Origin of the sequence: Phenylobacterium sp. J426, assembly GCF_024699945.1 — a bacterium.
Classification (GTDB): Bacteria; Pseudomonadota; Alphaproteobacteria; order Caulobacterales; family Caulobacteraceae; genus Phenylobacterium.
In genome coordinates this window covers 2,187,882-2,211,271 of sequence record NZ_JAJOMY010000001.1, presented here as the reverse complement: position 1 = coordinate 2,211,271, position 23,390 = coordinate 2,187,882, and the positions used below count along the sequence as shown (strand labels likewise).

The following is a 23,390-nucleotide window of genomic DNA, read 5'->3' as shown; positions in this document are numbered from 1 at the left end:
GCCGACGTGACGGCGGAACAGCCGGCGCGCCCGTGGGTTGGACCTCGAGCCACCCACGCGAAGGAGACCGGCGATGCACGCCCACGAGATGATCTCGACGCATCCGCACGTCCGCGGCAGCACCAACGACACCCTGATCCGCTGCATCGAGGAATGCCTGGACTGCGCCCAGATCTGCACCAGCTGCGCCGACGCGTGCCTGGGCGAGGAGATGGTCGCCGACCTGCGCCAGTGCATCCGCACCGACCTCGACTGCGCCGACATCTGCGCGGTGACGGCCAGCGTCGCCACCCGGCGAACCGGCTCGAACGAGGAGCTGCTGCTGACCATGCTGAACACCTGCGAACAGGCGTGCAGCCTGTGCGCGGCCGAATGCGAGCAGCACGCCGGGATGCACGAGCATTGCCGGATCTGCGCCGAGGCCTGCCGGCGCTGCGCCCAGGCCTGCGCCGACGCGGCCCGGACGATCACGCCGAACCAACACTGACCGGCTTGCGCGGCGGCGCGGCGCTGGCCAGGGTCCGGCCTACGCCGCTCCGGAGATCTCCATGCCCCGCCCTGCCCGCCGCGACCTGCTGACCCTCGCCGCCGCCAGCCTGGCCGCGGAACCGGCGTCCGCGGCGACCTGCCCGCCGGTGGACGAGGCCCGGGAGGCCGCGGCGATCCGCCGGGTGATCGCCGACATGGAGGCGGCGTGGAACCGCGGCGACTTCGAGGGCTACATGGCGGGCTTCCTGAACCCGGGCGTGGTGTTCGTCTCTCGGGGCAAGTTCCAGGACGGCTGGCAGGGGACGCTGGACCACTACGTCCGCGACTACGGCGGGGCGCCAGGCTCGCAAGGGCAGCTTCACTTCCACGACATCAAGGTCGAGATGCTCGGCCCCGATGCGGCGCAGCTGATCAGCCGCTACAAGCTGGAAGGCGGGCGGCGCGCGCAGGAGGGGATCAACACCCGGCTGATGCGCAAGGTGGGCGGGCGCTGGGTGATCGCCCTCAACCACGTCTCGGCGATCGAGGCTAGCTGAGCTTCCGCACGAGGACGGTGATGCGCTCGCGCTCGCCGGGGCGGCGCTCCACCAGCAGACGGGCGACCTGGGCGTCGTCGTGGAAGGCGTAGCCCTTGATGGCGTCGAGGATGGCCTTGGCCAGGTTGTCGAGATCGAGCCAGGGCGGGTCGCCGACGTATTCCATGCCGATCTCGACCGAGAACTCGCCCCAGGCGGGTCGCGAGCCGCGCCAGGCCTTGCGGAAGAACTCGTAGATCAGCGGCTTGTAGTACTTGGCCTGGGTGGTCAGGCCGTCGACGGTGACCTCGAGCAGGCCCTCGGCCTCGCGGGCGCGAACCTTGCCGTGGGATGTCCAGCCGTCGGTCATGCGCCCTACCTAGACGCAAGGGCGCCTTGCAGTCTCGCGCCGTCTCGCTAAACCGGCGGCCTGTTTCCTTTGGAGGTCCCCGCCGTGAGCGCCACCCGCACCGAGACCGACACCTTCGGCCCGATCGACGTCGCCGCCGACCGGTACTGGGGGCCCAGACCCAGCGCAGCCTCGGCAACTTCAAGATCGGGTGGGAGCGCCAGCCGAAGCCGGTGATCAAGGCGCTGGGCGTCGTGAAGCGCGCCGCCGCCGAGGCCAACATGGAGCTCGGCAAGCTCGATCCCGAGATCGGCAAGTACATCGTGCTGGCCGCCCAGGAGGTGATCGACGGCAAGCTGGACGACCACTTCCCGCTGGTGGTCTGGCAGACCGGGTCGGGCACCCAGTCGAACATGAACGCCAACGAGGTGATCTCGAACCGCGCGATCGAGATGATGGGTGGCGAGATGGGCTCGAAGACGCCCGTCCACCCGAACGACCACGTCAACATGAGCCAGTCGTCGAACGACACCTATCCGACGGCGATGCACATCGCCGCGGCGGAAGAGGTGGCGCGGTCGGTGATGCCGGCGCTGGAGCACCTGCACGCGGCGCTGAAGGCCAAGTCGGACGAGTTCGCCCACATCATCAAGATCGGGCGCACCCACACCCAGGACGCCACCCCGCTGACCCTGGGCCAGGAGTTCGGCGGCTATTCGCACCAGGTCGCCATGTCGGTGCGGCGGATCAAGGAGACGCTCTACGGACTCTACGAGCTGGCCCAGGGCGGCACCGCGGTGGGCACGGGCCTCAACGCGCCGGTGGGCTTCGCCGAGCTGGTGGCCGAGAAGATCGCCAAGATCACCAAGCTGCCCTTCGTCACCGCGCCGAACAAGTTCGAGGCCCTGGCGGCGCACGACGCCATGGTGTTCAGCCACGGCGCGCTGACGGCGGCGGCCGGGGCCCTGTTCAAGATCGCCAACGACCTGCGCTTCCTGGGCTCGGGACCGCGCGCCGGCCTCGGCGAGCTGGCGCTGCCCGAGAACGAGCCGGGCAGCTCGATCATGCCCGGCAAGGTGAACCCCACCCAGGCCGAGGCCCTGACGATGGTCTGCGCCCACATCATGGGCAACCAGACGGCGATGGCCTTCGCCGGCAGCCAGGGGCACTTCGAGCTGAACGTGTTCAACCCGGTGATGGCCTACAACTTCCTGCAGTCGTGCCGCCTGCTGGCGGACGGCGCGATCAGCTTCACCGACAACATGGTGAAGGGGACCGAGGCGCGGGAGGACAACATCCGCCAGAACCTCGAGCGCTCGCTCATGCTGGTGACCGCGCTGAACGGCAAGCTGGGCTACGACAACTGCGCCAAGATCGCCAAGGCGGCGCACAAGAACGGCACCACCCTGCGCGAGGAAGCCGTCGGCGGCGGTTATCTGACGAACGAGGAGTTCGACGAGTGGGTGCGGCCGGAGAAGATGATCTCGCCGGGCTGAGGCACGGCTGCCCCCTCACAGGGGCCCGACCTCCCTACTCCGCCGCGTAGACCACCGGGTGGTGGTGGGCCCACAGGTGGGCGCGGTAGCTCTCGAAGCACTGCTCGCCGAGGATCAGGCGCATGATCGCGCCCTCGGCGATGTGGCGGGCGCAGGCCGGGTTTTCGCTCACCAGCGGGATCAGCGCCTCGGCGTTCCAGGCCCGGGAGTGCTCGACGTCGAGCTGGGCGTGGAGCTGGAAGTACTTCCGCCCGGCGGGTTCGACGCCAAGGCGCTTCAGCCCCTCGGCCACCATCGCCACGCGGGTCGGCGCGGTGAGTTCGACGGCGCCCAGGGCGCCCACCGACTGGTAGACGTAGCGTCGCGTCGTCGCGAGCGCGGTCATGGTGTTGGCGAGCGCCAGCGACTGCCAGGCGGTGCCGTCGATCGACGGGGTAAGGCCCAGGAGCTGGATGGTGCGGTCCAGCATCGGACCGTGCATGCCGCCCTCGTTGCCGCGGCCCATCTCGTCCCAGTAGTTGCGGGCGAGCTCCAGCTTGGGCCGCACAGGCAGCTTCACCTGGGTGTAGGCGACGAGGTCGTCGAAGCCCGCCTCGCCGGCCGCTTCCTGCGTCAGGAACCACTTCATCTGGTCGAGGCTGGCCTCGGAGGCCAGCCAGTCGAACAGCGGGTCGTACTGGCCCGGGCCGGAGTCCTTGAGCGCCTCGAACCAGGCGATGAAGCCGTCCGGGTCTTCGGGCACGTCCTCCACCAGCGGGGCGACGTGGGCGCGGAACGCCTCGACGAAGGCGCCCTCCAGCCGCAGCATCCGGGTGTCGCGATTCAGGTCGGCCAGCCAGTTCGGCCCGGCCAGCTGCGGGGCCAGCCGCTCGTGGTTCCAGTGGGCGAGGCCCAGGTGCAGCGCTTCGGCGTCGGGGAATTCGGGATTGAACGCGCCCAGGCGCGCCAGTCTCGTTCCAGGGAACATGTACAACCTCCGTCCGGACGGGAGGAGCGCGCAAATCCCTGTCAGGTTCCTGTGTCGGCGCGCGGACTCAAGGCCGATCCTGGGTTGTTCAGGCCTGCCGGCGCACGGCGAAGTCGGCCAGGTCCTCGAGCGCCGGACGCCAGCTGTTCGAGGGGAAGTCGGCGAGGGCGGCCTTCGCCCCGTCGGCGTAACGGGCCGCCAGCGCCAGGGTGTCGTCCAGCGCGCGGGTCTCGGCCATCAGGGCGCGAACGCGCTCGAAGTCGGCGTCGGTCTGCTCGCGTCGATCGACGGTGCGGACCCAGAAGTCGCGCTCGGCAGCCCCCCGTGCGGGCCATGGCGTAGAGCAGCGGCAGGGTGACCTTGCCCTCCCGGAAGTCGTCGCCGGCGTTCTTGCCCAGCGTGCCGGCGTCGCCGGAGTAGTCGAGGGCGTCGTCGACGAGCTGGAACGCCAGGCCCAGGTCCTGGCCGAACTGGCGAAGGCTGCGGCAGCGCTCGGGGAGGCGCCGGCCGAAATGGCGCCGGCTTCCGCCGCGGCGGCGAACAGCTCGGCGGTCTTGGCGCCGATGATCTCGATATAGACGTCCTGGGTCAGGTCGAGGTCGTGGCTGCGGGTGAGCTGCAGCACCTCGCCCTCGGAGATCACCCGGCTGGCGCGGGCCAGCACTTCCAGGGCCGGCATCGAACCCGCCCCGACCATCAGCTCGAAGGCGCGGGCGAACAGGAAGTCGCCGACCAGCACGCTGGAGGGGGCGCCCAGATCAGGTGGGCCGCGACCCGGCCGCGGCGCAGCTCGGACGAGTCCACCACGTCGTCGTGCAGCAGGGTGGCCGTGTGGATGAACTCGACGGCGGCGGCCAGCTTGAGGCAGGCGTCGTCGCGGGCGCCGGCGAGGCGCGCGGCGCCCACCGTCAGCAGCGGCCGCAGGCGCTTGGCGGAGCCGGCGATCAGGTGGTCGGCCAGGGCCGGGATCACCGGCACCGGGCTGTCCATGTGCTGGCGGATCAGGCCGTCGACGGCCGCCATGTCAGGACCCGCCAGCTCCAGCAGCGTATCGATGGATGGCTTGGGTCGGGCGATGGCCTGGGCGGCTTCCAAAACGACGAATTCCTTAGCGACGTAAGCGTCCGGGCCCCGTCCGTCCGCCGTTTGCCGGGACAATGGTGACGCGCTAGGTCACGGTCAAGCGACCGACACGCGTGTGTCTCGCCTTCTAGCAAGGGCCGGGTATGGACGCCACGACCGAAGACCGGCTGCTGGATGGCCGGGTGCGGCTGCTGCAGCCGGCCCGCGGCTATCGCGCCGGGCTGGACGCGGCCCTGCTGGCGGCGGCCTGCGATGCCCTGCCCGGCCAGCGGGTGATCGAGGCGGGCTGCGGCGCGGGCGGCGCGCTGCTGGCGGCGGCGGTGCGGCGGCCGCAGGCGAGGTTCACGGGCGTCGAGCGCGACGAGACGGCGCGTGGCCTGGCGGAGCGGAACGTCGGGCTGAACGGGCTGGGCGACCGCGTGGAGATCCTGGCGGGCGACGTGAACGTCCCGTTCGCGAAGCTCGGCCTCGAACCCTTCGACGCGGTGATCGCCAACCCGCCGTTCTTCGACGACCCGACGGCGCTGCGCGCGCCAGCCCCGGAGAAGACCAACGCCTGGATGGCCGAGGGCGGCCTCGCCGCCTGGACGCCGTTCCTGACCAAGGCCGTGCGCGAGGGCGGGACCATCACGATCATCCACCGCGCCGACCGGCTGGCCGACCTGCTGGACCTGCTCAGCGCCAAGGCCGGCTCGTTCCAGATCCGGTCCGTCCACCCCTATGCCGACGAGCCGGCCAAGCGGGTGCTGGTCCGCGCCGTGAAGACCGGCAAGGCGCCGCTGAAGCTGCTGCCGCCGCTCGTGCTGCACGAGCGCGGCGGGGCGAAGCACACGGCGGAGGCCGAGGCGGTGATGAGGGGTGAGGCGGGTGTGCAATGGGCCTAGCCATATGCGGTCGGCGCGGCGTGATCCGAGAGCGGACTCCGACGACTTCAGAGATGGGTGGTTTGCCGACGTTCACGGCAGCGTGGGCAGCGCCACCCCGACAGGAGCATCATGTGTCGGTCCTGAACGTCCAACCGGTCAGCCGCCGCATCTCCAAGCCCAACACCTTCACCGGATCATCGTCTCTCGGCGTACGACGGCCCAAAAAGCGATACTCGCCCGCCCTGCGCGCTTCGACCAGCCAGTACGATCCGTCGCTCGACTCATCGCAGTTGCCAGGCGGTCCTTCGAGCGCTTGGGTCTCCAAGAGCAAGGCTTTGAAGTGTGCTGCCAAGAGCCACGGCCACTTCCGCGACTGAGGCTTGTTTGGTTTGTGGTGCCGCCAAGGTCCGCAACGGGTCGAGGCCGTGTAAAAACTCGCTGCCGGCGCTGAGCCGCTGATGGCAGGCGGGCTAGACGCGCCGCTCCCTCAGGTCCGGATCGCCGCGATCAGCGGCCCCGTTCCGAGCATCTGCATCACCCGCTTCATGTTGTAGGCGAGGATGTGGAGACTGATCTCCGTCTTCACGTTCGGGAGCCGCTTCATTAGGAAGTGGGTGTGGCCCATCCAGGCTTTGATCGTCCCGAAGGGGGTGTTCGACGATCCGCCGGCGGGCCCGCATGGCGTAGGGCGCGAGATCCATCCGCCGCTGCAGCGCCTCGATCGTGGCTTCATGCTCCCAGCGGGTGATCCGGCGCTCGACGCTGGGCGTGCACTGGGGCTTCAGCGCGCAGGCCTGGCAGCTCGCCCGATCCCAGTAGCGATGCAGGGTGAGCCCCTTCTCGACGGTCGTCATGCGCCGCCGGAGCAGGCTCCCGCCGGGACAGCGATAGGCGTCCTGCTCGGGCACGTAAGCAAAGTCCTGCTTGCCGAAGCGTCCATCGGCCTTGGCACCTGAGGTGAGCGGCTTGGGCACGTACGGCGTCACGCCGATCTGCTCGCAGGCCAGGATCTCCTCGCCGGAGAAGTAGCCTCGGTCGGCCAGCATCTCGAGCCGCTCCACGCCCATGGCGTCCTTGGCCTTGCCGCTCATCTCGGCGAGCTGCTGGCGATCGCTGCCCGTGGTGATCACGTCATGGGCGACGATCAGGTGGTGCTCGGCGTCGACGACGCTCTGGACGTTGTAGCCGACGATGCCGCTGCCGCGGCCGCTCGTGGCCATGGATCGCGCGTCCGGATCGGTCAGCGATACCTGGCCGTCAGGGGACGCCTCCACCTGCGCCTCCATCGCCTTCAGCGCCTGCATCTGCGCCCGCAGCGTGGCGATCTTGTCCTTGAGCTTCACGGTGCGGGCTTCGACCGCCTCGCCCTCGAGACGGTCGGCGGTGTCCAGCTCCTGGAGATAGCCGGCGATGTGCTCCGCGACCTGCTCGATCCGCTTCTTCAGCTTGGCCGGCGTGAAGTTCTTGTCGCGGGTGTTCACCGCCTTGAATTTGCTGCCGTCCACCGCAGCCACCGCCTGAGTGAACAGGCCGATCTGACGGCACAGCACAATGAAGTGGGCGCAGGCCGCCTGGATCGCTGCGCCGTTGTCCTTCCGGAAGTTGGCGATGGTCTTGTGGTCCGGCGCGAGCTTCCCCGTCAGCCACATCAGCTCGACGTTGCGCTGTGCTTCGCGCTCCAGCCGCCGGCTCGACTGCACCCGGTTGAGGTAGCCATAGATGTATAGCTTCAGCAGCATCGCCGGGTGATACGCCGGCCGGCCCGTCGCAGCCGGGACGATCTCGAAACCCAGGCCGCCGAGATCCAGCTCATCAACGAAGACGTCGATCAGCCGAGCCGGGTTCTCGTCGCTGACGTAGTCGTCCAGACAGCTGGGAAGCAGCACCGGCTGACGGCGATCTTCACCCTCGACGAAGCGGCTCATCAGCGCCTCCCGACCCGTGTGTCAGGAGTCTGCCCTGCTTCGCGTTTTTACACAGCCTCGGTCGGTAGCGGACGTTCGCCGCCGTCCGACGAGCAGACGTCCCGACCGTTAACGCTCCAGGTGGGAAGCGCCGTGGAGAGGAGCGCTCCTGCCCCTAACCGATCCCCAGCTGTGCCCGGTACGCGTCGTGGACGACGTCGTGCCACTCGGGGTGCTTGCCGATGTAGCCGGCCATGAAGGGGCAGGTGGGGATGACCTTCAGGTCGTGCTCGCGGGCGTAGCCGAGGGCGGCCTTGGCGAGCGCGGAACCCACGCCCTTCCCTTCGAAGCTCTCGGGTACGACGGTGTGCGGCAGGATGATGCCATGGTCGACCAGGCGGTATTCGGCGAAGGCGGTCTCGCCGCCCAGCTTCACCTGGAACTGCTGCTCGGCCTCGTTCATCACGACGTTCAGGGCTTCGGACACGGCTGGCACTCCTTCGCTTCAGCGGTCTTCTTGACGCGAAGCAGGCCGGTCGCCAAGCTCTCCCCCTCAACGGCCACGCAAACCAAAGGAGGATGCTCGTGTCGCCCATTGTCCACGCAGCCCTTCGCTGCGTCGCCGTGATGGCTGCGTGAGTGCAGCCGCTCTCCTGAAGAGGACGGGTCCCCACGGTCGACGCCTTTCCGGCAATCGACTTCAAGGACATTCCCAGTGCTAGACCAATACGGCTGGAGCGAACGGCTCCAGCACGACTTCGCGCCCTATGCGGCGCAGGGCCTGAAGGCCGGCCGCGTGATCGTGCAGCAGCGCGGCGGCTATCGCCTGATCACCGAGGACGGCGAGGCCGAGGCCAAGGCGGCCTCGAAGCTGATGCGGTCGAAGGAAGAGATGACCCGGCCGGTGGCGGGCGACTGGGTGGCGTTCGAGCCGCGGAAAGCCCCCGAGCCGCTGTTCGTGCAGCATGTGCTGCCGCGCAGCACCGCCTTCGTCCGCAAGGCGGCCGGACGGGGCCTCCACGCCCAGGTGGTGGCGGCCAATGTGGACGTCGCCTTCCTGGTCACCTCATTGAACTCCGACCTCAACCTGCGCCGGCTGGAGCGGTACCTGGCGACCACCTACGAGAGCGGCGCCCAGCCGGTCATCGTGCTGACCAAGGCCGACCTCGCTGAGGACGTGGCAGGGTTCGTGGACCAGGTGCGGACCATCGCCCAGGACGCGCCGGTGCTGCCGATCGCCGCCAAGCGCGGCGAGGGGCTGGAGGCGGTCGCCGCCTGGCTGGAGCCGGGGAAGACCGCCGTGCTGCTCGGCATGTCGGGGGCGGGCAAGTCCACCCTGCTGAACGCGCTCGCCGGCAGCGAGCGGATGTCGACCGGCGAGATCCGCGAGGGCGACGAGCGGGGCCGGCACACCACCACCCACCGCGAACTGGTGCTGCTGCCGTCGGGCGGGCTGATCCTGGACACGCCCGGCATGCGCGAGCTGGGGCTGTGGGAGGCCGACAGCGGCGTCTCGGCGGCGTTCGAGGACGTGGAGCAGTTGGTCGCCGCGTGCCGGTTCTCGGACTGCAGCCACGGCCGCGAACCGGGGTGCGCGGTGCGGGCGGCTCTGGAGGCCGGGACGCTCGATGCCGACCGCTGGGCCAGCTTCCAGAAGCTGCAGGCCGAGCTGGCCTACGAGCACCGGCGAGAGGACCCGCGGGCGGCCCAGGAGAACAGGAAGCTGTGGGCCGGGCGGCACAAGCAGGCGCGGGCCTGGATCAAGCAGAAGCGCAAGGGCCCGGACGAGTAGCCGTCCCGCCCTCGTTCGGGGAGGAAAGAAAAGGCCCCGGATCGCTCCGGGGCCTTCCTGTCCTGGCTCCCCGCGTTCGCGGGGATGAGCCGCTTCGCGGTCAGTTGCGCTCGACGTCGACCAGCTTGTTCTTGGTGATCCAGGGCATCATGGCGCGCAGGCGCTGGCCGACTTCCTCGATCTGGTGCTCGGCGCCGCGGCGGCGTGTGGCCTTGAAGCTGGGCGCGCCCACCGCGTTCTCCTGCATGAAGTCGCGCACGAACTTGCCCGACTGGATGTCCTCCAGCACGCGCTTCATCTCGGCCTTGGTCTCAGGCGTCACGATGCGCGGACCGGTGACGTACTCGCCGTACTCGGCCGTGTTGGAGATCGAGTAGTTCATGTTGGCGATGCCGCCCTCGTAGATGAGGTCGACGATCAGCTTCACCTCGTGCAGGCACTCGAAATAGGCCATCTCGGGGGCGTAGCCCGCCTCGACCAGGGTCTCGAAGCCGGCGCGGATCAGCTCGACCAGGCCGCCGCAGAGCACGGCCTGTTCGCCGAACAGGTCGGTTTCGCACTCTTCGCGGAAGTTGGTCTCGATGACACCCGAGCGGCCGCCGCCGATGGCCGAGGCGTAGGCCAGGCCGAAGTCCATGGCGCCGCCGGTGGCGTCGTGGTGGACGGCGATCAGGCACGGCACGCCGCCGCCCTTCTGGTACTCGCCGCGCACGGTGTGGCCGGGGCCCTTGGGCGCCACCATCAGCACGTCGACGGTCTTCTTCGGCTCGATGAGGCCGAAGTGGACGTTGAGGCCGTGAGCGAACAGCAGGGCGGCGCCGTCCTTGATGTTGGGGGCGATCTCGTCGCGGTAGATCTGCGCCTGCAGCTCGTCGGGCGCCAGGATCATGATGGCGTCGGCCCAGGCGGCGGCCTCGGCCACCGACATCACCTTCAGGCCGTCGGCCTCGACCTTCTTGGCGGTGGCGGAGCCGGGGCGAAGCGCCACGGCCACGTTCTTCACGCCCGAGTCGGTAAGGTTCAGCGCGTGCGCACGGCCCTGCGAGCCATAGCCTACGATGGCGATCTTCTTGTCCAGGATGCGGGACAGGTCAGCGTCGCGATCGTAGTAGACGCGCATGATTGTTTCTCCTGATACGTCATTTGGGCCGCACCTGCGCAACGGCAGTGCAGCAAAGCCGGGGCTGTGAAGCGGTTTTTTGCCGGTCGGTCAAGGGAACCCGAGGTGATCGGGGCCGCGAAAACGTCGCGCCCGTCATGGCCCTCCCCTTCGCGACGGGGGGCGAAGCGTGGCAACTGTCCGGCATGATCGAGGTCACGCCCGCCATCCAGCTCGCCGACGAGGAGGTGCAGCTGCGCGCCGTCCGCGCGTCGGGGCCGGGCGGGCAGCACGTGAACAAGGTCTCGGCGGCCATCGAGCTGCGGTTCGACGTGCGGGGCTCGCCGTCGCTGCCGGAGCCGGTGCGGGCGAGGCTCTACCGGCTGGCGGGCAATCGGCTGACGATGGACGGCGTGCTGGTGCTGGTGGCCCAGGAGCACCGGTCCCAGGAGCTGAACCGGCAGGCCGCCGTCGAGCGGCTGGTCGAACTGGTCCGCGAGGCGGCCAGGCCGCCGCCCCCGCCGCGCAAGAAGACGAAGCCCACCCGGGCGTCGAAGGAACGGCGCCTTAAGGCCAAGTCGCAGCGGTCGGGCGTCAAGGCCGGGCGCGGCCGGCCGCGGCTCGACTAACGCCGGTCGCGCGTCTTTGCTGGCAAGGTTTCGCCGCATTGGCCTATATGCTGGCCCGGCAATGACACGCTTCAGCCTGTTCTCCGCGGTGGGCCTGTCGGCCCTCACCCTGGCCGCCTGCGCACCGACGCTCGGCCCGCCGCCGCCCGGCGGCCGCCCCATGGGTCGTCCGGTGCGCCCGGAACCGCCGCCCAGCGGGCCGGCCAGCTTCTCGGCCGCGGACTTCGCCTGGGCCCAGGCGCCGGGCCGCAACGGCATCCAGGGCCAGCTCGGCTATCGCAATGGCGGCGGCGTCTACACCTGCGCCGGCTCCGGGGTCGTGCTGACGCCGGAAACGCCATGGTCGCGCCGCCGGATGACCGTGCTGTACGGCTCGGCCGAGCGGGCGGCGCTGCCGGCCGACGAGGTGCGCAAGCGGACGCCGTCAGCTCCGCCCGGAGACGCCGGCCCCTTCGTCAAACGGACCACCTGCGACGCCAACAGCCGCTTCAGCTTCACGGGCCTGCCGAACGGGGCCTGGTATGCGATCACCATCGCCAGGCCGGCCGGCCAGCCGCAGGGCGCGACCGTGGCCCTGATGCGCCGGGTGGTCACCCGCGGCGGCCGCGTCACCCAGGTGACCTTCTAGTCGCGCGCTCCTAAGCCCCTGATCAAGCGGGGCTTTCGGAACCCGTACGGCGCGTCGGACCTTTAGCCGGCCCGAGGGATGCGCCGAACGGAGTTATACGATGCGCAAGTGGCTCACCGCTGCGCTGGCCGGCGCGACGGTCGCCGGCGGCGCGGCCATCGCCGGCCAGGCCATGGCCCAGCGGTACTATTACCCGCCCGCCCCCAGCTACAGTCCCTACTACGACGGCTACTACCGGGCGCCGGCCTATCCGCAGCCCTACGGCTACTACGACAACCGCGGCTACGATAACCGCTACTACGGCGGCTATGGCTCGTCGGCCGGGGTCCTGGGCTCGGTGCTGGGCTCGGTGCTGGGGCTCAGCTATCCGCAGAGCTTCTATTCGAACGTCCCGGTCGACCGTTACGGCCCAGACCCGAACGGCATGATCGGTCCCGATGGCCGGCGGATCAAATGCAAGCTGCGCCGGACCAGCGACGGCTACTACGGCACGACGGTACGCCGGGAGTGCTGGAGCCGGTAAGAGAAACGCCCGCCGGGAGACCGGCGGGCGTTCTTCCTAGTGCACCTTGGCGCGGCCGATCTCGAGGCCTTCGCCACCGGCGTGGACGTCGATGACCGCGCCGTCCTCCAGCTCGCCCGCCAGCAGCTTGCGGGCGATGGGGTCGACCAGCTCCTTCTGGATCACCCGCTTCAGCGGCCGCGCCCCGTAGACGGGGTCATAGCCCTTGTCGCCCAGCCAGTGCAGGGCGGCGGCGTCCAGCGAGATCGACATGCGGCGGTCGGCGAGCAGCTTCTCGACGCGCTGGAGCTGGATGCGGACGATGTCGTCCATCTCCGCCCGACCGAGGCGCTTGAAGAGGATCACCTCGTCGATGCGGTTCAGGAACTCGGGCCGGAAGTGGCGGCGGACCACGTCCATCACGCCCGGCCGCGCCTTCTCGACGTCGTCGCCCTCCTCGAGCCCGGCCAGGAATTCCGAGCCGAGGTTGGAGGTCATGATGATCAGCGTGTTGCGGAAGTCGACCGTCCGGCCCTGGCCGTCGGTGAGGCGGCCGTCGTCGAGGACCTGCAGCAGCACGTTGAAGACGTCGGGGTGCGCCTTCTCCACCTCGTCGAACAGCACGACCTGGTAGGGCCTGCGCCGCACGCTCTCGGTGAGCGCCCCACCCTCGTCGTAGCCGACGTAGCCGGGCGGCGCGCCGATCATCCGGCTGACCGAGTGCTTCTCCATGTACTCGCTCATGTCGAGGCGGGTCACGGCGGACTCGTCGTCGAACAGGAACTCGGCCAGGGCTTTCGTGAGCTCGGTCTTGCCGACCCCGGTGGGCCCCAGGAACAGGAACGAACCGATCGGCCGGTTCGGGTCCTTCAGGCCCGCACGGGCGCGGCGCACGGCGTCGGAGACGGCGACCAGCGCCTCCTCCTGGCCGACCACGCGGCGGCGCAGGCCGTCCTCCATCTGCAGCAGCTTCTCGCGCTCGCCCTCGAGCATCTTCTCGACGGGAACGCCGGTCCACCTGCTGACCACCGCGGCGATCTGCTCGGCGTCGACCACCTCGGGCGTCATGGTGTCCTCGCCGCCCTCGGCCGCCTCGGCCTCGGCCAGGCGCTTCTCGAGCTGCGGGATCTCGCCGTAGGCGATCTCGGAGGCGCGCTGCAGGTCTCCCGAGCGCTGCGCCACCGACAGCTCGGCGCGCAGACGGTCCAGGCCCTCGCGCAGCTGGGCGGCGGACGAGACCTTCTCCTTCTCGGCGCGCCAGCGGGCGGTCATCTCCTCGGACTGGGCCTCGAGGTCGCCCAGTTCCTCGATCAGCTTCTCCAGGCGCGCCTTGGAGGCCGCGTCGGTCTCCTTCTGCAGCGCCTCGCGCTCGATCTTCAGCTGCACGACCCGCCGGTCGATCTCGTCCAGCTCCTCGGGCTTGCTGTCGACCGCCATGCGCACGCGGCTGGCGGCCTCGTCGACGAGGTCGATCGCCTTGTCGGGCAGGAAGCGGTCGGTGATGTAGCGGTTCGACAGCGTGGCGGCGGCGACGATGGCGCTGTCCGAGATGCGCACGCCATGGTGGACCTCGTACTTCTCCTTCAGGCCGCGCAGGATCGAGACGGTGTCCTCGACCGTGGGCTCGCTGACGAACACGGGCTGGAAGCGCCGCGCCAGGGCGGCGTCCTTCTCGACGTGCTTGCGGTACTCGTCGAGCGTGGTGGCGCCCACGCAGTGCAGCTCGCCCCGGGCCAGCGCGGGCTTCAGCAGGTTCGAGGCGTCCATCGCCCCGTCCGACTTCCCGGCGCCGACCAGGGTGTGCATCTCGTCGATGAACAGGACGATCGATCCCTCGGCCTGGGTCACCTCGTTGAGCACGGCCTTCAGCCGCTCCTCGAACTCGCCGCGGTATTTCGCCCCGGCGATCAGGGCGCCCATGTCGAGCGCGTGCAGCTGCTTGTCCTTCAGGCTCTCGGGCACGTCGCCGTTCACGATGCGCAGGGCCAGACCCTCGACGATGGCGGTCTTGCCGACGCCGGGCTCGCCGATCAGGACGGGGTTGTTCTTGGTTCGGCGCGACAGGACCTGGATGGTGCGGCGGATCTCCTCGTCGCGGCCGATGACCGGGTCGAGCTTGCCGTCGCGGGCGGCCTGGGTGAGGTCGCGGGCGTAGCGCTTGAGCGCATCGTAGCCCTCCTCGGCCGAGGCCGAGTCGGCGGTCCGGCCCTTGCGGACGGCGTTGGCGGCCTCTTCCAGACCCTTGGCGGTGGCGCCGGCCTGCTTCAGCGCATTGGCCGCCTCGCCGCCTTCCTTGGCGATGGCGATCAGCAGCCGCTCGGTGGTGACGAAGGCGTCCCCGGCGGCCTTGGCGCCAGCCTCGGCCTCCGCGAAGACGCGAGCCGTCTCGGGCTTCATGTAGAGCTGGCCCGAGCCGCCTTCGACCTTCGGCAGCTTGCCGAGCAGGCCGTCCACCGCCTGATCGGCGGCGTCGGGCCGGCCGCCGGCGCTCTGGATCAGCGCGCGCGAAAGGCCGTCCTTCTCCTCGAGAAGGACCTTCAGGATGTGCTCGGGGGCGAGCTGCTGGTGCCGGCGCGCGAGCGCCAGGCTCTGGGCCGACTGGATCGCCTGCTTGGCGCGGTCGGAATAGATGTCGATGTTCATGCGTCCCCTACTCAGGCGGAATTCACCGAGCGCCTTCACGGAAGCACGCTCGCCGACGCACCCGATTTAGTGTGGCATTACGGCCACACAAGGCATAGCAGGGCTAGCCGGCGGGGAAATTGATATGCCTCAGTCGAGGCCCGCCCCACCGCCCAGCGGACGCGCCGGCCGACTGTACACCCGGGTGACGTAGCGGACCTGTTCGCCGGCCGTCCAGATGACGTGCTCGATGCCGACGATCTCGTGCGCGAGGTCGGGGTTGGCACCCGGCAGGTCGAGCGGCTGGATGTGGTCGCCCCGGGCCATCGGCGTGAAGGGATCGTCGCTATCGATCTTCCAGAGCAGCTCGTCGGCCTTCGGACCGTAGAGCTCAAGGCTGTAGCGCTTGATCTGATCGGTGCGGAACGCTGGCATGCGAACGGAACGCCCGGCTGGCCGCTCAGTTCGGCGATCAGTTCGGCGGGTTGTGCTTCTCGAGGAAGGCGACGGTCGCCTGCAGCGTCTGCAGGCGCGTGTCGCCGCGGGAGAGCCAGTGGTCCTCGCCGGCCAAGCTGAGCAGTTCGACCGGCTTGCCTGCCCGCTTCAGCGCATCGGCCATGACGCGGCTTTGCTCGAACGCAACCACAGTGTCGTCCTTGCCGTGGATGAGCAGGATCGGGATGTCGGCCTTGTCGGCCTGCATCGCGGGCGAGTAGCTGGCGAGGACCGGATCGCCGAGGTCCTTCGCGCCGATGAAGTTCGTCCAGTAGCGTTCGCTCGACCGTCCGCCGCGTCCGCGTGCATAGACGATGTGCCGCTTGAGGTCGGTGACGCCCGCGACCGAGACGGCGCAGCGATAGGTCCCGCGGTCGAGCGTGGCGCCCGCCGCGGCCGCATAGCCGCCGTAGCTGGCCCCGACGATGCACACCCGCTTGGGGTCGACCATTCCTTGGGCGGCCAGATGGCGCACGCCGTCCGAGAGATCGGTCTGCATCTTGCGGCCCCACTGGCCGTAGCCCGCCTCAAGGAGCGCTTCGCCCAGGCCGTCGGACCCCCGGAAGTTCACCTGCAGGACGGCGTAGCCGCGCGAGGCCATGCCCTGGGCCCACCAGTCGAAGCCGGGCGTATCGCGCGAGGCCGGCCCACCGTGCGGAAATACGACGAGCGGGAGCCCCTTGGCCGGCCTGCCGCGCGGCAGGGTGAGATAGCCTGTGAGTTCCAGACCGTCGGCCGCCTTGAATCGGATCGGCTGCTTGGGCGCGATGTCCTGCGGCTTCAGGTCAATATACTCGCCGCCAAGCCACTTCGCGCGGCGGGCGTCGAGATCCACCAGGGCGTACGCCGGCCCGTCCGTAGCGGAGTCGACACGGACCACCGAGATCTTCCTGTCATTCGACCAAGAGACCAGCTCTACGGCGTCATCCGGATAGGCGGCGCGGATGGCCTTCCAGATGCGGGCGTCGTTCTCGCCATAGAATGTGTAACTGTGCTCGTCCCCCACCAGCATGGCGTGACCGATCAGCCGCCCATCGCCCGGATCGAATATCGCTGTCTGCTCCTCGCGGGCGGGCGTAGGGCCGCCAGCACCGACGCCGTCGAGGGGCATCTCGTTCCACACGAGCCGGTTCTGCTCGTCGGCCTGTCGGATCAGCACCGACTTGCCGTCCCGACCAAGACCCAGCACCGACGGCGGACTGTCCGTGCCTGTCGCCAGCATGGCCTCGCGCCAACCGCCGCGGCCCCGTAGCTTCAGGGCCCAGTAGCCTTTGTCACTGTCGTAGACCTCCTGCGCGAGCGGCTCGCCATCCGGTCCGATGACCCAGCCCCAGGTGTGCCGCTGCCCCAGTTCCACGATCGACGGACGCGGCGCGCCGACCTGCTGCCGGAAGAGCGCGACGTTGCCGTAGTTGTTCTGGAAGACGGTGCCTTCCACGAAGATGACCGGCTTGCCGTCGATGATCCGCACCTGCGGCATACCGGCGAGCGAGTTCATCGCCTCCACCCGCTCGATGTTCCGCAGGAGCATTTGGGTCTTCTGCGTCTCGATGTCGAAGACGAAGCCCAGCAGCCATTCCCGCCGCGCGCTTCGGATCTCCATTGGCGCCGCGACCTGGGACGTCACGATCACCAGGTGCTTGTCGCCGGCCCAACTGACGTCCCGCACCTTCGCTTCGCCCGCGTCGGCGCGGACCACGGCCTTGTTCCGCGCGAGATCGTGGACGACCAGCATCCGCCGCTCGCCGTTGGTGAGCATCAGCGCGACGGCATGGCCCGAGGGCGAGACGGCCGCGGTTTCGATGGTCGGGAGCTTCCCGTAGGCTTCGAGTGGCGCGGCGGCCGCGGAAGAACATGCCAGCGCTGCAAGGAGCGCGGCGACAACGCGTACCAAGAACATAGGCAAGCTTTCCCCCCAGAACGCTGCGATCTCAGATTGCAGCGACGGGTCGGCGCCCGCAAGGCCGGGCTAGTTCAACTGGGTCTTCTTCGGGGGCTCTGGCGGAAGCGGCGCGACGGGGATGCCGTCCTCGACGAGCTCGCGAACCTCCTTGGGGGAGGCCTGGCCGTAGATGCCGCGTTCCTCGGACTTCCCTTCGTGGATGGCGCGGGCCTCCTTGGCGAAGGCGTCGCCGACGTCGTCGAAGTTCTCTTCCACGTGCCGGCGGATGCGGGAGAGCGCCTCCATCATCATCGCCTGGGGCGGCCCCGAAACCTCGTCCTGTGCGGTCTTGCGGACGCCGGCCAGCGCCGGGGCCATGATCTGCTTGCGCACAGCCCTGGTCGCACAGACCGGACACTCCAGCAGGCCGCGGGCGTGCTGGTCATCGTAGTCGGTCGAGGAGCCGAACCAGCCTTCGAAGCCGTGATCGCGCTCGCAGACGAGGGCGTACTTGATCATCGCGCCTTGTATTTAGGGACCGTTGAAGGCCCGTGCATTGGCCAGCGCCGGAATGGCGGCCCTGGCCCGGGCCACCGCCGCCGGATCGAGCTCGGCGAGAAGCACGCCCGGCTCGTCGTGGTCAAGTTTGGCGATGATCTCTCCCCAGGGGCCGACGACGAGCGACCGCCCCCAGGTGCCGCGGCCGTCCTCGTGGAAGCCGCCCTGGGCGGGCGCGATGACGTAGCTGCCGGTCTCGATGGCCCGGGCGCGCATCAGCACCTCCCAGTGGGCCTCGCCGGTCGGCCGGGTGAAGGCGGCCGGAATGGCCATGACCTGGGCGCCGGCCAGGGCCAGGGCCCGGTAGAGCGCCGGGAAGCGGAGGTCATAGCAGATGGAGTGCCCGAGCCTCAGGCCCTCCACCTCGCTGAGCACGGCGCGGTCGCCGGGTTCGTAGGTCTCGCTCTCGCGCGCCGTCTCGCCGGTCGGCAGGTCGACGTCGAACATGTGCAGCTTGTCGTAGATGGCCGCGATGGTCGCGTCCGGGCGGATCAGCGCCTGCCGGTTGGCGGCCTTGCCGTCCTCGCGCAGCACCAAGGCCGAACCGCAGAGGATCCAGACGCCGAGCTCGCGCGCCAGCGCCTGGAGACCCAGGATCACGGGGTCCTGCTCCAGCGGCTTCAACTGCGGAAACAGCCTCGCCTTGTCCCTCTGCAGGATGTTGGAGCCCTCGGGCGTGGCGATCAGCCGGGCGCCGCCGGCCGCGGCCTCGCGGACGAGGGGTTGAAGCTCGGCCAGCGCGGCTTCATGCCTCGCGGGGGTGCGCGTCTGGATCAGGCCGACTTTCATGGGGCCAGCATAGCCATCCCTCCTCTTTAGGGGAGGGTGGACGAGGCGAAGCCTCGGACGGGTGGGGGATTTGCGACCAGGCGCCGCGCTGGACGAGAGGGTCCCCCACCCTGCTCGCGTTCCGCGAGCTGTCCCTCCCCTAAAGAGAAGGGATTGGCGTCACGCCGCTTCCAGCAGCGGGTCGAGCTTTCCGGCGCGCTCCAGCGCCATCATGTCGTCGCAGCCGCCGATGTGGCGGTCGCCGATGAAGATCTACGGGAAGGTCATGCGGCCGGACCGCTGGACCATCTCGGCCTTCTTCTCTGGATCGAAGGCGGCCTCGATCTCGGTGAACTCGACGCCCTTCTGCTCGAGCAGGCTGACCGCGCGGATGCAGTAGGGGCAGTAAGGCTTGGTGTAGATCGTGACGTTTGCCATGGCGCTCTAACGACGGACCTGTCGCGCAGGGTTCATCTGCAGAGCTTCATATGGTGAGTCCCGCCGCTTCCTTAACCCTCGCGACCACCGCCAGATCGACGGCCGACGCGCCGGCCACCTTCAGGGCGCGGGCGCAGGCCTCGGCGGTGGCGCCGGTGGTGAGCACGTCGTCGATCAGCAGGACGCGCAGGCCGGCGATCCGCTCGCGCCGGGCGGGCGGGACCTCGAAGGCGCCGGCCACGTTGCGGCGGCGGCCCGAGCCGGACTTGCCGGCCTGGCTGTCCGTCGAGCGCCGCCGGACCAGGGCGTCGGGCAGATATGGCGTGCCGGTCAGGGCGCTGAGGGCCCGGGCGATCTCGGCGGCCTGGTTGTAGCGCCGCGACAGCAGGCGCAGGCGGTGCAGGGGAACGGGCGCGATCGCGTCGGCGTCGTCGATCAGTTCGCGCGCGGCGCGGGAGAGCCAGCGGGCCATCAGCGGCGCGAGGTCGGTGCGGTCGGCGTGCTTGAGCTTCAGGATCGGCTCGCGCGAGGTCTCATCGTAGAGGCAGGCGGCGCGGGCGCGATCGAACGCGCGTGGCTTCGCCTGGCAGGCGCCGCAGCGCGAGGCGGGATCGTACTCGGACGGCGCGCCGCAGCCGTCGCACACCGGCCCGTCCAGGAAGTGGATGCGGCTCCAGGCCGGGGTGGACAGCCCGCCGGCCAGCGGGCGCGGTCCGCCGTCGAGGGTCTGCGGCGGGAAGACGAGGTCCAGCGCGGCGCGCCAGAGCCTTTCAGGCGCGGGCCCGGTTCCCATCGGCGGCTGAAGTCGCCATCTTCCGCGGCCATGTCCGCCCCGCCGCCTCCGTCAAGCCCGCCCAGATTGTTCGACCGGCCGCTGCACCGCAAGCGCCTGGATCGGGCGGCGCGAACGTTTGCGAACGCCGACTTCCTCCAGCGCCGGGCCGCCGATGACCTGGCCGAGCGCCTGGCGCCGATCCTGCGCAACTTCCCCCTCGCCGTCGACCTGTCGGCGCGGACGGGCGCCTTCGCCGAGGCCCTGGCCCGCGAAGCGCCAGGCAAGGTGGACCTGCTGATCGAGGCTGACCTGTCGCCGCGGATGCTGGGCGGCCGGGGCGGAGCCCGGGTCGTGCTGGACGAGGAGCGGCTGCCGTTCGCGGAGGGCAGTCTCGACCTCATCGTCTCGTCGCTGGGCCTCCACTGGACCAACGACGTGGTGGGGACGCTGATCCAGGCCCGGCGGGCGCTGAGGCCCGACGGCCTCTTCATCGGCGCGTTCCTGGGCGGGACGACCCTCACCGAGCTTCGCCAGTCGCTGATGGCCGCCGAAAGCGAGATTCTGGGCGGGGCGGGCAGCCGCGTCTCGCCCTTCGCCGACAGCCAGGACGCCGCGGGCCTGCTGCAGCGGGCCGGCTTCTCCATGCCCGTGACCGACGTGGACAAGGTGACGGTGAGCTACGAGCACCCACTGAAGCTGCTCATCGACCTGCGCCAGATGGGCGAGACGAGCGTGCTGTCCGACCGGCACCCGAAACGCCTGACGCGGGCGCTGCTGGACCGGACGTTCCAGATCTATGCCGAGCGGTTCCAGGACGCCGACGGCCGCGTGACGGCGACCTTCGAGATCATCACCCTCACCGGCTGGGCCCCGGCGGACTGAGGCGACCGGCGTCAGTCGCCGAGCAGGTGCAGCACCACCTCGCGACGGTGCGGGCGCGTGCGGTGCTCGAAGAGGTAGATCCCCTGCCAGGTCCCGAGCGCCAGACGGCCGCCGGTGACGGGGATCGAGAGCTGGACGGTGGTGAGCGCGGTCCGCAGGTGGGCCGGCATGTCGTCGGGGCCCTCGTCGTGGTGGCGGTAGGCCGAGCTTTCCGGCGCGAGGCGCGCGACCCAGTCCTCGAGGTCGCGGCGGACGTCGGGGTCGGCGTTCTCCTGGATCAGCAGACTGGCCGAGGTGTGACGGCAGAAGACGGTGAGCAGGCCGGTGGTCATGGCCTCGCCCGCCACGAAGGCGGCGACGTCGCGGGTGATCTCGTGCAGGCCCTGACCTGGCGTGGCGACCGAGAGTGTCCGCGAGGCCTGTCTCATCAGATGAGGTCCCTGAGCCAGGCGACCAGCGGCGCGTCGGCCGGCGGCATCGGATAGTCGTCCAGCTTCACCGGCTTCACCCACTTCATCGCCTTGTGCTCGCGGGCGACCGGCTGCCCCTCCCAGCGGCGGATCAGGTAGAGCGGCATCAGCAGGTGGAAGTCGTCGTACTCGTGGCTGGCGAACACGAACGGCGCGAGGCACGACTTCGTCACCCGGATGCCCAGTTCTTCGTCCAGTTCGCGGATCAGGCAGGCCTCGGGCGTCTCGCCCGCCTCCACCTTGCCGCCGGGAAACTCCCACAGGCCGGCCAGTTGCTTGCCCTCCGGCCGCTGGCAGATCAGCACCCGGCCGTCGACGTCGATCAGGGCGGCGGCGGCCACCAGCACCATGCGCTTGGTCATGACGAGGGCCTTACCGCGAGCGCGCCATATCCGCCACAGGTCGCGACCTGGCCGCGACCGAATGGTCCCGCTGGGTTGACTTTGTCCCCGCGAACACCGATCTGCACCGTGCGCCCTAGAGACGGCGCTATCGGCGCTCCAGCCGCGTGGGGCCTCCAGAAGGGGGCTCAGCCTGTCGAGCCCACCGATCTCATAAGATTCGCCCATCACGCGGGGCGCTTCCCCATAGACCCCGCGATGTCCGCGCCCTCGAACCGTTCGATGGGGCGCGCTCGGCGCATACGTGAAAGATACCTCTTTGACTCAATTCACCGACCTTGGCCTCGCCAAGCCGCTGCTCAAGGCCCTGGCCGACGAAGGCTACGTCAACCCCACCCCGATCCAGGCCCAGGCGATCCCGGGCGTCATGGCCGGCCGAGACCTGCTGGGCATCGCCCAGACAGGCACCGGCAAGACCGCGGCCTTCGCCCTGCCGATCCTCCACCGCCTGGCGGAGAACCGGAAGCCGGCCCCCCGCCGCAGCGCCCGCGTCCTCGTCCTGTCGCCCACCCGCGAGCTCGCCACCCAGATCGGCGAGAGCTTCAAGACCTATGGCAAGCAACTCGGCGTCTCGGTCGCCGTGGTGTTCGGCGGCGTGAAGCACGGCCCGCAGATGCGCGCCCTGGCCGGCGGCATCGACGTGCTGGTGGCCACCCCGGGCCGCCTGATCGACCACCTGCAGGAGAAGTCGATCAGCCTGGACGGCGTCGAGACCTTCGTCCTCGACGAGGCCGACCAGATGCTGGACATGGGCTTCATCGTGCCCATCCGGCGCATCGTGAAGTTCCTGCCAAAGCAGCGGCAGAACCTGTTCTTCTCGGCCACCATGCCGAGCGAGATCGAGAAGCTGACCGGCGAGATCCTCAACCCGAACCCGCTGAAGGTCTCGGTGACGCCGGCGTCGACGACCGTCGAGCGCATCAACCAGCGCGTGGTGTTCGTCGAGCAGCAGCGCAAGCGCGCCCTGCTGGCCGAGCTGTTCGACGACGCCGCCTTCAAGCGTGTGATCGTCTTCACCCGCACCAAGCGCGGCGCCGACCGCGTGGCCAAGAGCCTGGAACAGGTGGGCGTCGAGGCGGCCGCCATCCACGGCGACAAGAGCCAGGGCCAGCGCGAGCGGGCGCTTGCCTCGTTCAAGAAGGGCGAGGTCCGCGCCCTGGTGGCCACCGACATCGCCGCCCGCGGCATCGACATCGACGCGGTCAGTCACGTGGTCCAGTACGAGCTGCCGAACGTGCCCGAGGCCTATGTGCACCGGATCGGCCGGACCGCCCGGGCGGGCGCCGACGGCTCGGCGGTCGCCTTCTGCGCCGACGACGAGCGGAACCTGCTGAAGGACATCGAGAAGGTGACCCGGCAGCGGATTCCGAACTTCGACCGCCGCAACGACCGCCACCTCGGCGCCGCAACGGCGGCGATGCCGGAGGCGGGCGGCAAGCCCGAGCGCCCGGAACGGGCGGCCCAGCCGCACCGCCAGGGCCATGCGAAGAAGCCGAACCGCAACCATAGCCAGGCCAAGCCCGGCCACCGCCAGGAGGGCGGCCCGGCTCGCGAAGGCGGCCATGGCGGCGGCGAGCGTCCGGCCTTCAAGGGCCCGCGCCGCGGCGGCGGCGGCGGCGGCGGTCGCAACCGCTCGAGCGGCGGCGGCAACCGTTCGGGCGTCTGGAGCAATCGGTAGTGCTTCCAGTCCCTCCTCTTTAGGGAGGGACAGTCCGCGTAGCGGACAGGGTGGGGAACGGCGTCCAGTCGCGACGCGCCCAGCTTGCTCTGGACACCCCCA

At 69.8% G+C, this 23,390-nt stretch carries 21 protein-coding genes and 4 pseudogenes; 10 read left to right on the top strand and 15 right to left on the bottom strand.

Annotated features, from left to right (window positions below; translation table 11 throughout):
* Positions 1-73: 73 nt before the first annotated feature.
* A complete protein-coding gene (locus LRS10_RS11615) occupies positions 74-487 on the top strand; it encodes a four-helix bundle copper-binding protein (RefSeq protein ID WP_257837391.1) in 414 nt (137 codons plus the stop codon).
* 61 nt (positions 488-548) lie between these two features.
* Entirely contained in the window at positions 549-1,025 is a 477-nt protein-coding gene (locus LRS10_RS11610; protein ID WP_257837390.1) for a nuclear transport factor 2 family protein, read from the top strand.
* Here the strand turns inward: LRS10_RS11610 and LRS10_RS11605 are convergent.
* A complete protein-coding gene (locus LRS10_RS11605; protein ID WP_257837389.1) occupies positions 1,018-1,374 on the bottom strand; it encodes a RusA family crossover junction endodeoxyribonuclease in 357 nt (118 codons plus the stop codon). The two genes, LRS10_RS11610 and LRS10_RS11605, sit on opposite strands and share 8 nt — an antisense overlap.
* Positions 1,375-1,458: 84 nt before the next feature.
* On the opposite strand from LRS10_RS11605, the pseudogene fumC reads away from it, so the two are divergent.
* Positions 1,459-2,849, top strand: a pseudogene (fumC, locus tag LRS10_RS11600) (class II fumarate hydratase).
* 34 nt (positions 2,850-2,883) lie between these two features.
* Here the strand turns inward: fumC and LRS10_RS11595 are convergent.
* Positions 2,884-3,816, bottom strand: a complete 933-nt coding sequence (locus tag LRS10_RS11595; RefSeq protein ID WP_257837388.1) for an iron-containing redox enzyme family protein — start codon at positions 3,814-3,816, stop codon at positions 2,884-2,886.
* A gap of 88 nt (positions 3,817-3,904) precedes the next feature.
* Positions 3,905-4,872 (bottom strand): annotated as a pseudogene (locus tag LRS10_RS11590) (polyprenyl synthetase family protein).
* 170 nt (positions 4,873-5,042) lie between these two features.
* Between LRS10_RS11590 and LRS10_RS11585 the strand changes: the two are divergent.
* Positions 5,043-5,783: a methyltransferase gene (locus tag LRS10_RS11585; protein ID WP_257837387.1), complete on the top strand. Its 741-nt coding sequence runs from the start codon at positions 5,043-5,045 to the stop codon at positions 5,781-5,783.
* Positions 5,784-6,252: 469 nt separating this feature from the next.
* Here LRS10_RS11585 and LRS10_RS11580 read toward each other — a convergent pair.
* Together LRS10_RS11580 and LRS10_RS11575 are read right to left on the bottom strand one after the other, a co-directional pair.
* Positions 6,253-7,690 (bottom strand): annotated as a pseudogene (locus LRS10_RS11580) (IS1182 family transposase).
* Between the two features lie 154 nt (positions 7,691-7,844).
* A complete protein-coding gene (locus LRS10_RS11575) occupies positions 7,845-8,156 on the bottom strand; it encodes a GNAT family N-acetyltransferase (protein ID WP_257837386.1) in 312 nt (103 codons plus the stop codon).
* 228 nt (positions 8,157-8,384) lie between these two features.
* Here LRS10_RS11575 and rsgA point away from each other — a divergent pair, with 228 nt between their 5' ends.
* Positions 8,385-9,461 carry a ribosome small subunit-dependent GTPase A gene (gene rsgA / locus LRS10_RS11570; protein WP_257837385.1) on the top strand — a complete coding sequence of 359 codons (1,077 nt, stop codon included), beginning with the start codon at positions 8,385-8,387 and terminating at the stop codon, positions 9,459-9,461.
* Between the two features lie 100 nt (positions 9,462-9,561).
* Here the strand turns inward: rsgA and ilvC are convergent, their stop codons facing one another.
* The gene (gene ilvC, locus LRS10_RS11565; protein WP_257837384.1) at positions 9,562-10,581 is read right to left on the bottom strand and encodes a ketol-acid reductoisomerase; all 1,020 of its coding nucleotides are present in this window, start codon (positions 10,579-10,581) and stop codon (positions 9,562-9,564) included.
* Between the two features lie 185 nt (positions 10,582-10,766).
* Here ilvC and arfB point away from each other — a divergent pair, with 185 nt between their 5' ends.
* The 3 genes from arfB to LRS10_RS11550 all read left to right on the top strand — a co-directional run bounded on the left by arfB (position 10,767) and on the right by LRS10_RS11550 (position 12,340).
* Entirely contained in the window at positions 10,767-11,189 is a 423-nt protein-coding gene (gene arfB / locus LRS10_RS11560) for an alternative ribosome rescue aminoacyl-tRNA hydrolase ArfB (protein WP_257839145.1), read from the top strand.
* Positions 11,190-11,250: 61 nt separating this feature from the next.
* Positions 11,251-11,817 carry a hypothetical protein gene (locus LRS10_RS11555; RefSeq protein WP_257837383.1) on the top strand — a complete coding sequence of 189 codons (567 nt, stop codon included), beginning with the start codon at positions 11,251-11,253 and terminating at the stop codon, positions 11,815-11,817.
* Positions 11,818-11,917: 100 nt separating this feature from the next.
* Positions 11,918-12,340: a hypothetical protein gene (locus LRS10_RS11550; protein ID WP_257837382.1), complete on the top strand. Its 423-nt coding sequence runs from the start codon at positions 11,918-11,920 to the stop codon at positions 12,338-12,340.
* Positions 12,341-12,376: 36 nt separating this feature from the next.
* On the opposite strand, the gene clpB is transcribed toward LRS10_RS11550, so the two are convergent.
* The 7 genes and pseudogenes from clpB to LRS10_RS11515 form a co-directional block, all read right to left on the bottom strand.
* A complete protein-coding gene (gene clpB / locus LRS10_RS11545; RefSeq protein WP_257837381.1) occupies positions 12,377-14,962 on the bottom strand; it encodes an ATP-dependent chaperone ClpB in 2,586 nt (861 codons plus the stop codon).
* A 129-nt stretch (positions 14,963-15,091) separates the two neighbouring features.
* The gene (locus LRS10_RS11540) at positions 15,092-15,376 is read right to left on the bottom strand and encodes a hypothetical protein (RefSeq protein ID WP_257837380.1); all 285 of its coding nucleotides are present in this window, start codon (positions 15,374-15,376) and stop codon (positions 15,092-15,094) included.
* A gap of 37 nt (positions 15,377-15,413) precedes the next feature.
* Positions 15,414-17,336: a S9 family peptidase gene (locus tag LRS10_RS11535; RefSeq protein WP_257837379.1), complete on the bottom strand. Its 1,923-nt coding sequence runs from the start codon at positions 17,334-17,336 to the stop codon at positions 15,414-15,416.
* 69 nt (positions 17,337-17,405) lie between these two features.
* Positions 17,406-17,837 carry a DUF1178 family protein gene (locus tag LRS10_RS11530; RefSeq protein ID WP_257837378.1) on the bottom strand — a complete coding sequence of 144 codons (432 nt, stop codon included), beginning with the start codon at positions 17,835-17,837 and terminating at the stop codon, positions 17,406-17,408.
* A 12-nt stretch (positions 17,838-17,849) separates the two neighbouring features.
* Positions 17,850-18,665, bottom strand: coding sequence for a carbon-nitrogen hydrolase family protein (locus LRS10_RS11525; RefSeq protein WP_257837377.1), 816 nt, complete (start codon positions 18,663-18,665; stop codon positions 17,850-17,852).
* 159 nt (positions 18,666-18,824) lie between these two features.
* Positions 18,825-19,082: pseudogene (grxC, locus tag LRS10_RS11520) on the bottom strand (glutaredoxin 3).
* 46 nt (positions 19,083-19,128) lie between these two features.
* The gene (locus LRS10_RS11515; protein ID WP_257837376.1) at positions 19,129-19,875 is read right to left on the bottom strand and encodes a ComF family protein; all 747 of its coding nucleotides are present in this window, start codon (positions 19,873-19,875) and stop codon (positions 19,129-19,131) included.
* A 30-nt stretch (positions 19,876-19,905) separates the two neighbouring features.
* Between LRS10_RS11515 and LRS10_RS11510 the strand changes: the two genes are divergently transcribed.
* A complete protein-coding gene (locus LRS10_RS11510) occupies positions 19,906-20,739 on the top strand; it encodes a methyltransferase domain-containing protein (RefSeq protein ID WP_257837375.1) in 834 nt (277 codons plus the stop codon).
* Between the two features lie 11 nt (positions 20,740-20,750).
* Here the strand turns inward: LRS10_RS11510 and LRS10_RS11505 are convergent, their stop codons facing one another.
* Complete coding sequence (locus LRS10_RS11505; protein ID WP_257837374.1) at positions 20,751-21,167, bottom strand: secondary thiamine-phosphate synthase enzyme YjbQ; 417 nt, start codon at positions 21,165-21,167, stop codon at positions 20,751-20,753.
* Positions 21,167-21,571, bottom strand: a complete 405-nt coding sequence (mutT, locus tag LRS10_RS11500; RefSeq protein ID WP_257837373.1) for an 8-oxo-dGTP diphosphatase MutT — start codon at positions 21,569-21,571, stop codon at positions 21,167-21,169. Before mutT ends, LRS10_RS11505 begins: the two co-directional genes overlap by 1 nt.
* Positions 21,572-21,869: 298 nt before the next feature.
* On the opposite strand from mutT, the gene LRS10_RS11495 reads away from it, so the two are divergent.
* Positions 21,870-23,288 carry a DEAD/DEAH box helicase gene (locus LRS10_RS11495; RefSeq protein ID WP_257837372.1) on the top strand — a complete coding sequence of 473 codons (1,419 nt, stop codon included), beginning with the start codon at positions 21,870-21,872 and terminating at the stop codon, positions 23,286-23,288.
* Positions 23,289-23,390: the final 102 nt, after the last annotated feature.

Coding starts and splice junctions, on each gene's coding strand:
- LRS10_RS11615 (WP_257837391.1), top strand. CDS start 74: ATGCACGCCCACGAGATGATCTCGACGCATCCGCACGTCCGCGGCAGC.
- LRS10_RS11610 (WP_257837390.1), top strand. CDS start 549: ATGCCCCGCCCTGCCCGCCGCGACCTGCTGACCCTCGCCGCCGCCAGC.
- LRS10_RS11605 (WP_257837389.1), bottom strand. CDS start 1,374: ATGACCGACGGCTGGACATCCCACGGCAAGGTTCGCGCCCGCGAGGCC.
- LRS10_RS11595 (WP_257837388.1), bottom strand. CDS start 3,816: ATGTTCCCTGGAACGAGACTGGCGCGCCTGGGCGCGTTCAATCCCGAA.
- LRS10_RS11585 (WP_257837387.1), top strand. CDS start 5,043: ATGGACGCCACGACCGAAGACCGGCTGCTGGATGGCCGGGTGCGGCTG.
- ilvC (WP_257837384.1), bottom strand. CDS start 10,581: ATGCGCGTCTACTACGATCGCGACGCTGACCTGTCCCGCATCCTGGAC.
- arfB (WP_257839145.1), top strand. CDS start 10,767: ATGATCGAGGTCACGCCCGCCATCCAGCTCGCCGACGAGGAGGTGCAG.
- LRS10_RS11555 (WP_257837383.1), top strand. CDS start 11,251: ATGACACGCTTCAGCCTGTTCTCCGCGGTGGGCCTGTCGGCCCTCACC.
- LRS10_RS11550 (WP_257837382.1), top strand. CDS start 11,918: ATGCGCAAGTGGCTCACCGCTGCGCTGGCCGGCGCGACGGTCGCCGGC.
- clpB (WP_257837381.1), bottom strand. CDS start 14,962: ATGAACATCGACATCTATTCCGACCGCGCCAAGCAGGCGATCCAGTCG.
- LRS10_RS11540 (WP_257837380.1), bottom strand. CDS start 15,376: ATGCCAGCGTTCCGCACCGATCAGATCAAGCGCTACAGCCTTGAGCTC.
- LRS10_RS11535 (WP_257837379.1), bottom strand. CDS start 17,336: ATGTTCTTGGTACGCGTTGTCGCCGCGCTCCTTGCAGCGCTGGCATGT.
- LRS10_RS11530 (WP_257837378.1), bottom strand. CDS start 17,837: ATGATCAAGTACGCCCTCGTCTGCGAGCGCGATCACGGCTTCGAAGGC.
- LRS10_RS11525 (WP_257837377.1), bottom strand. CDS start 18,665: ATGAAAGTCGGCCTGATCCAGACGCGCACCCCCGCGAGGCATGAAGCC.
- LRS10_RS11515 (WP_257837376.1), bottom strand. CDS start 19,875: ATGGGAACCGGGCCCGCGCCTGAAAGGCTCTGGCGCGCCGCGCTGGAC.
- LRS10_RS11510 (WP_257837375.1), top strand. CDS start 19,906: ATGTCCGCCCCGCCGCCTCCGTCAAGCCCGCCCAGATTGTTCGACCGG.
- LRS10_RS11505 (WP_257837374.1), bottom strand. CDS start 21,167: ATGAGACAGGCCTCGCGGACACTCTCGGTCGCCACGCCAGGTCAGGGC.
- mutT (WP_257837373.1), bottom strand. CDS start 21,571: ATGACCAAGCGCATGGTGCTGGTGGCCGCCGCCGCCCTGATCGACGTC.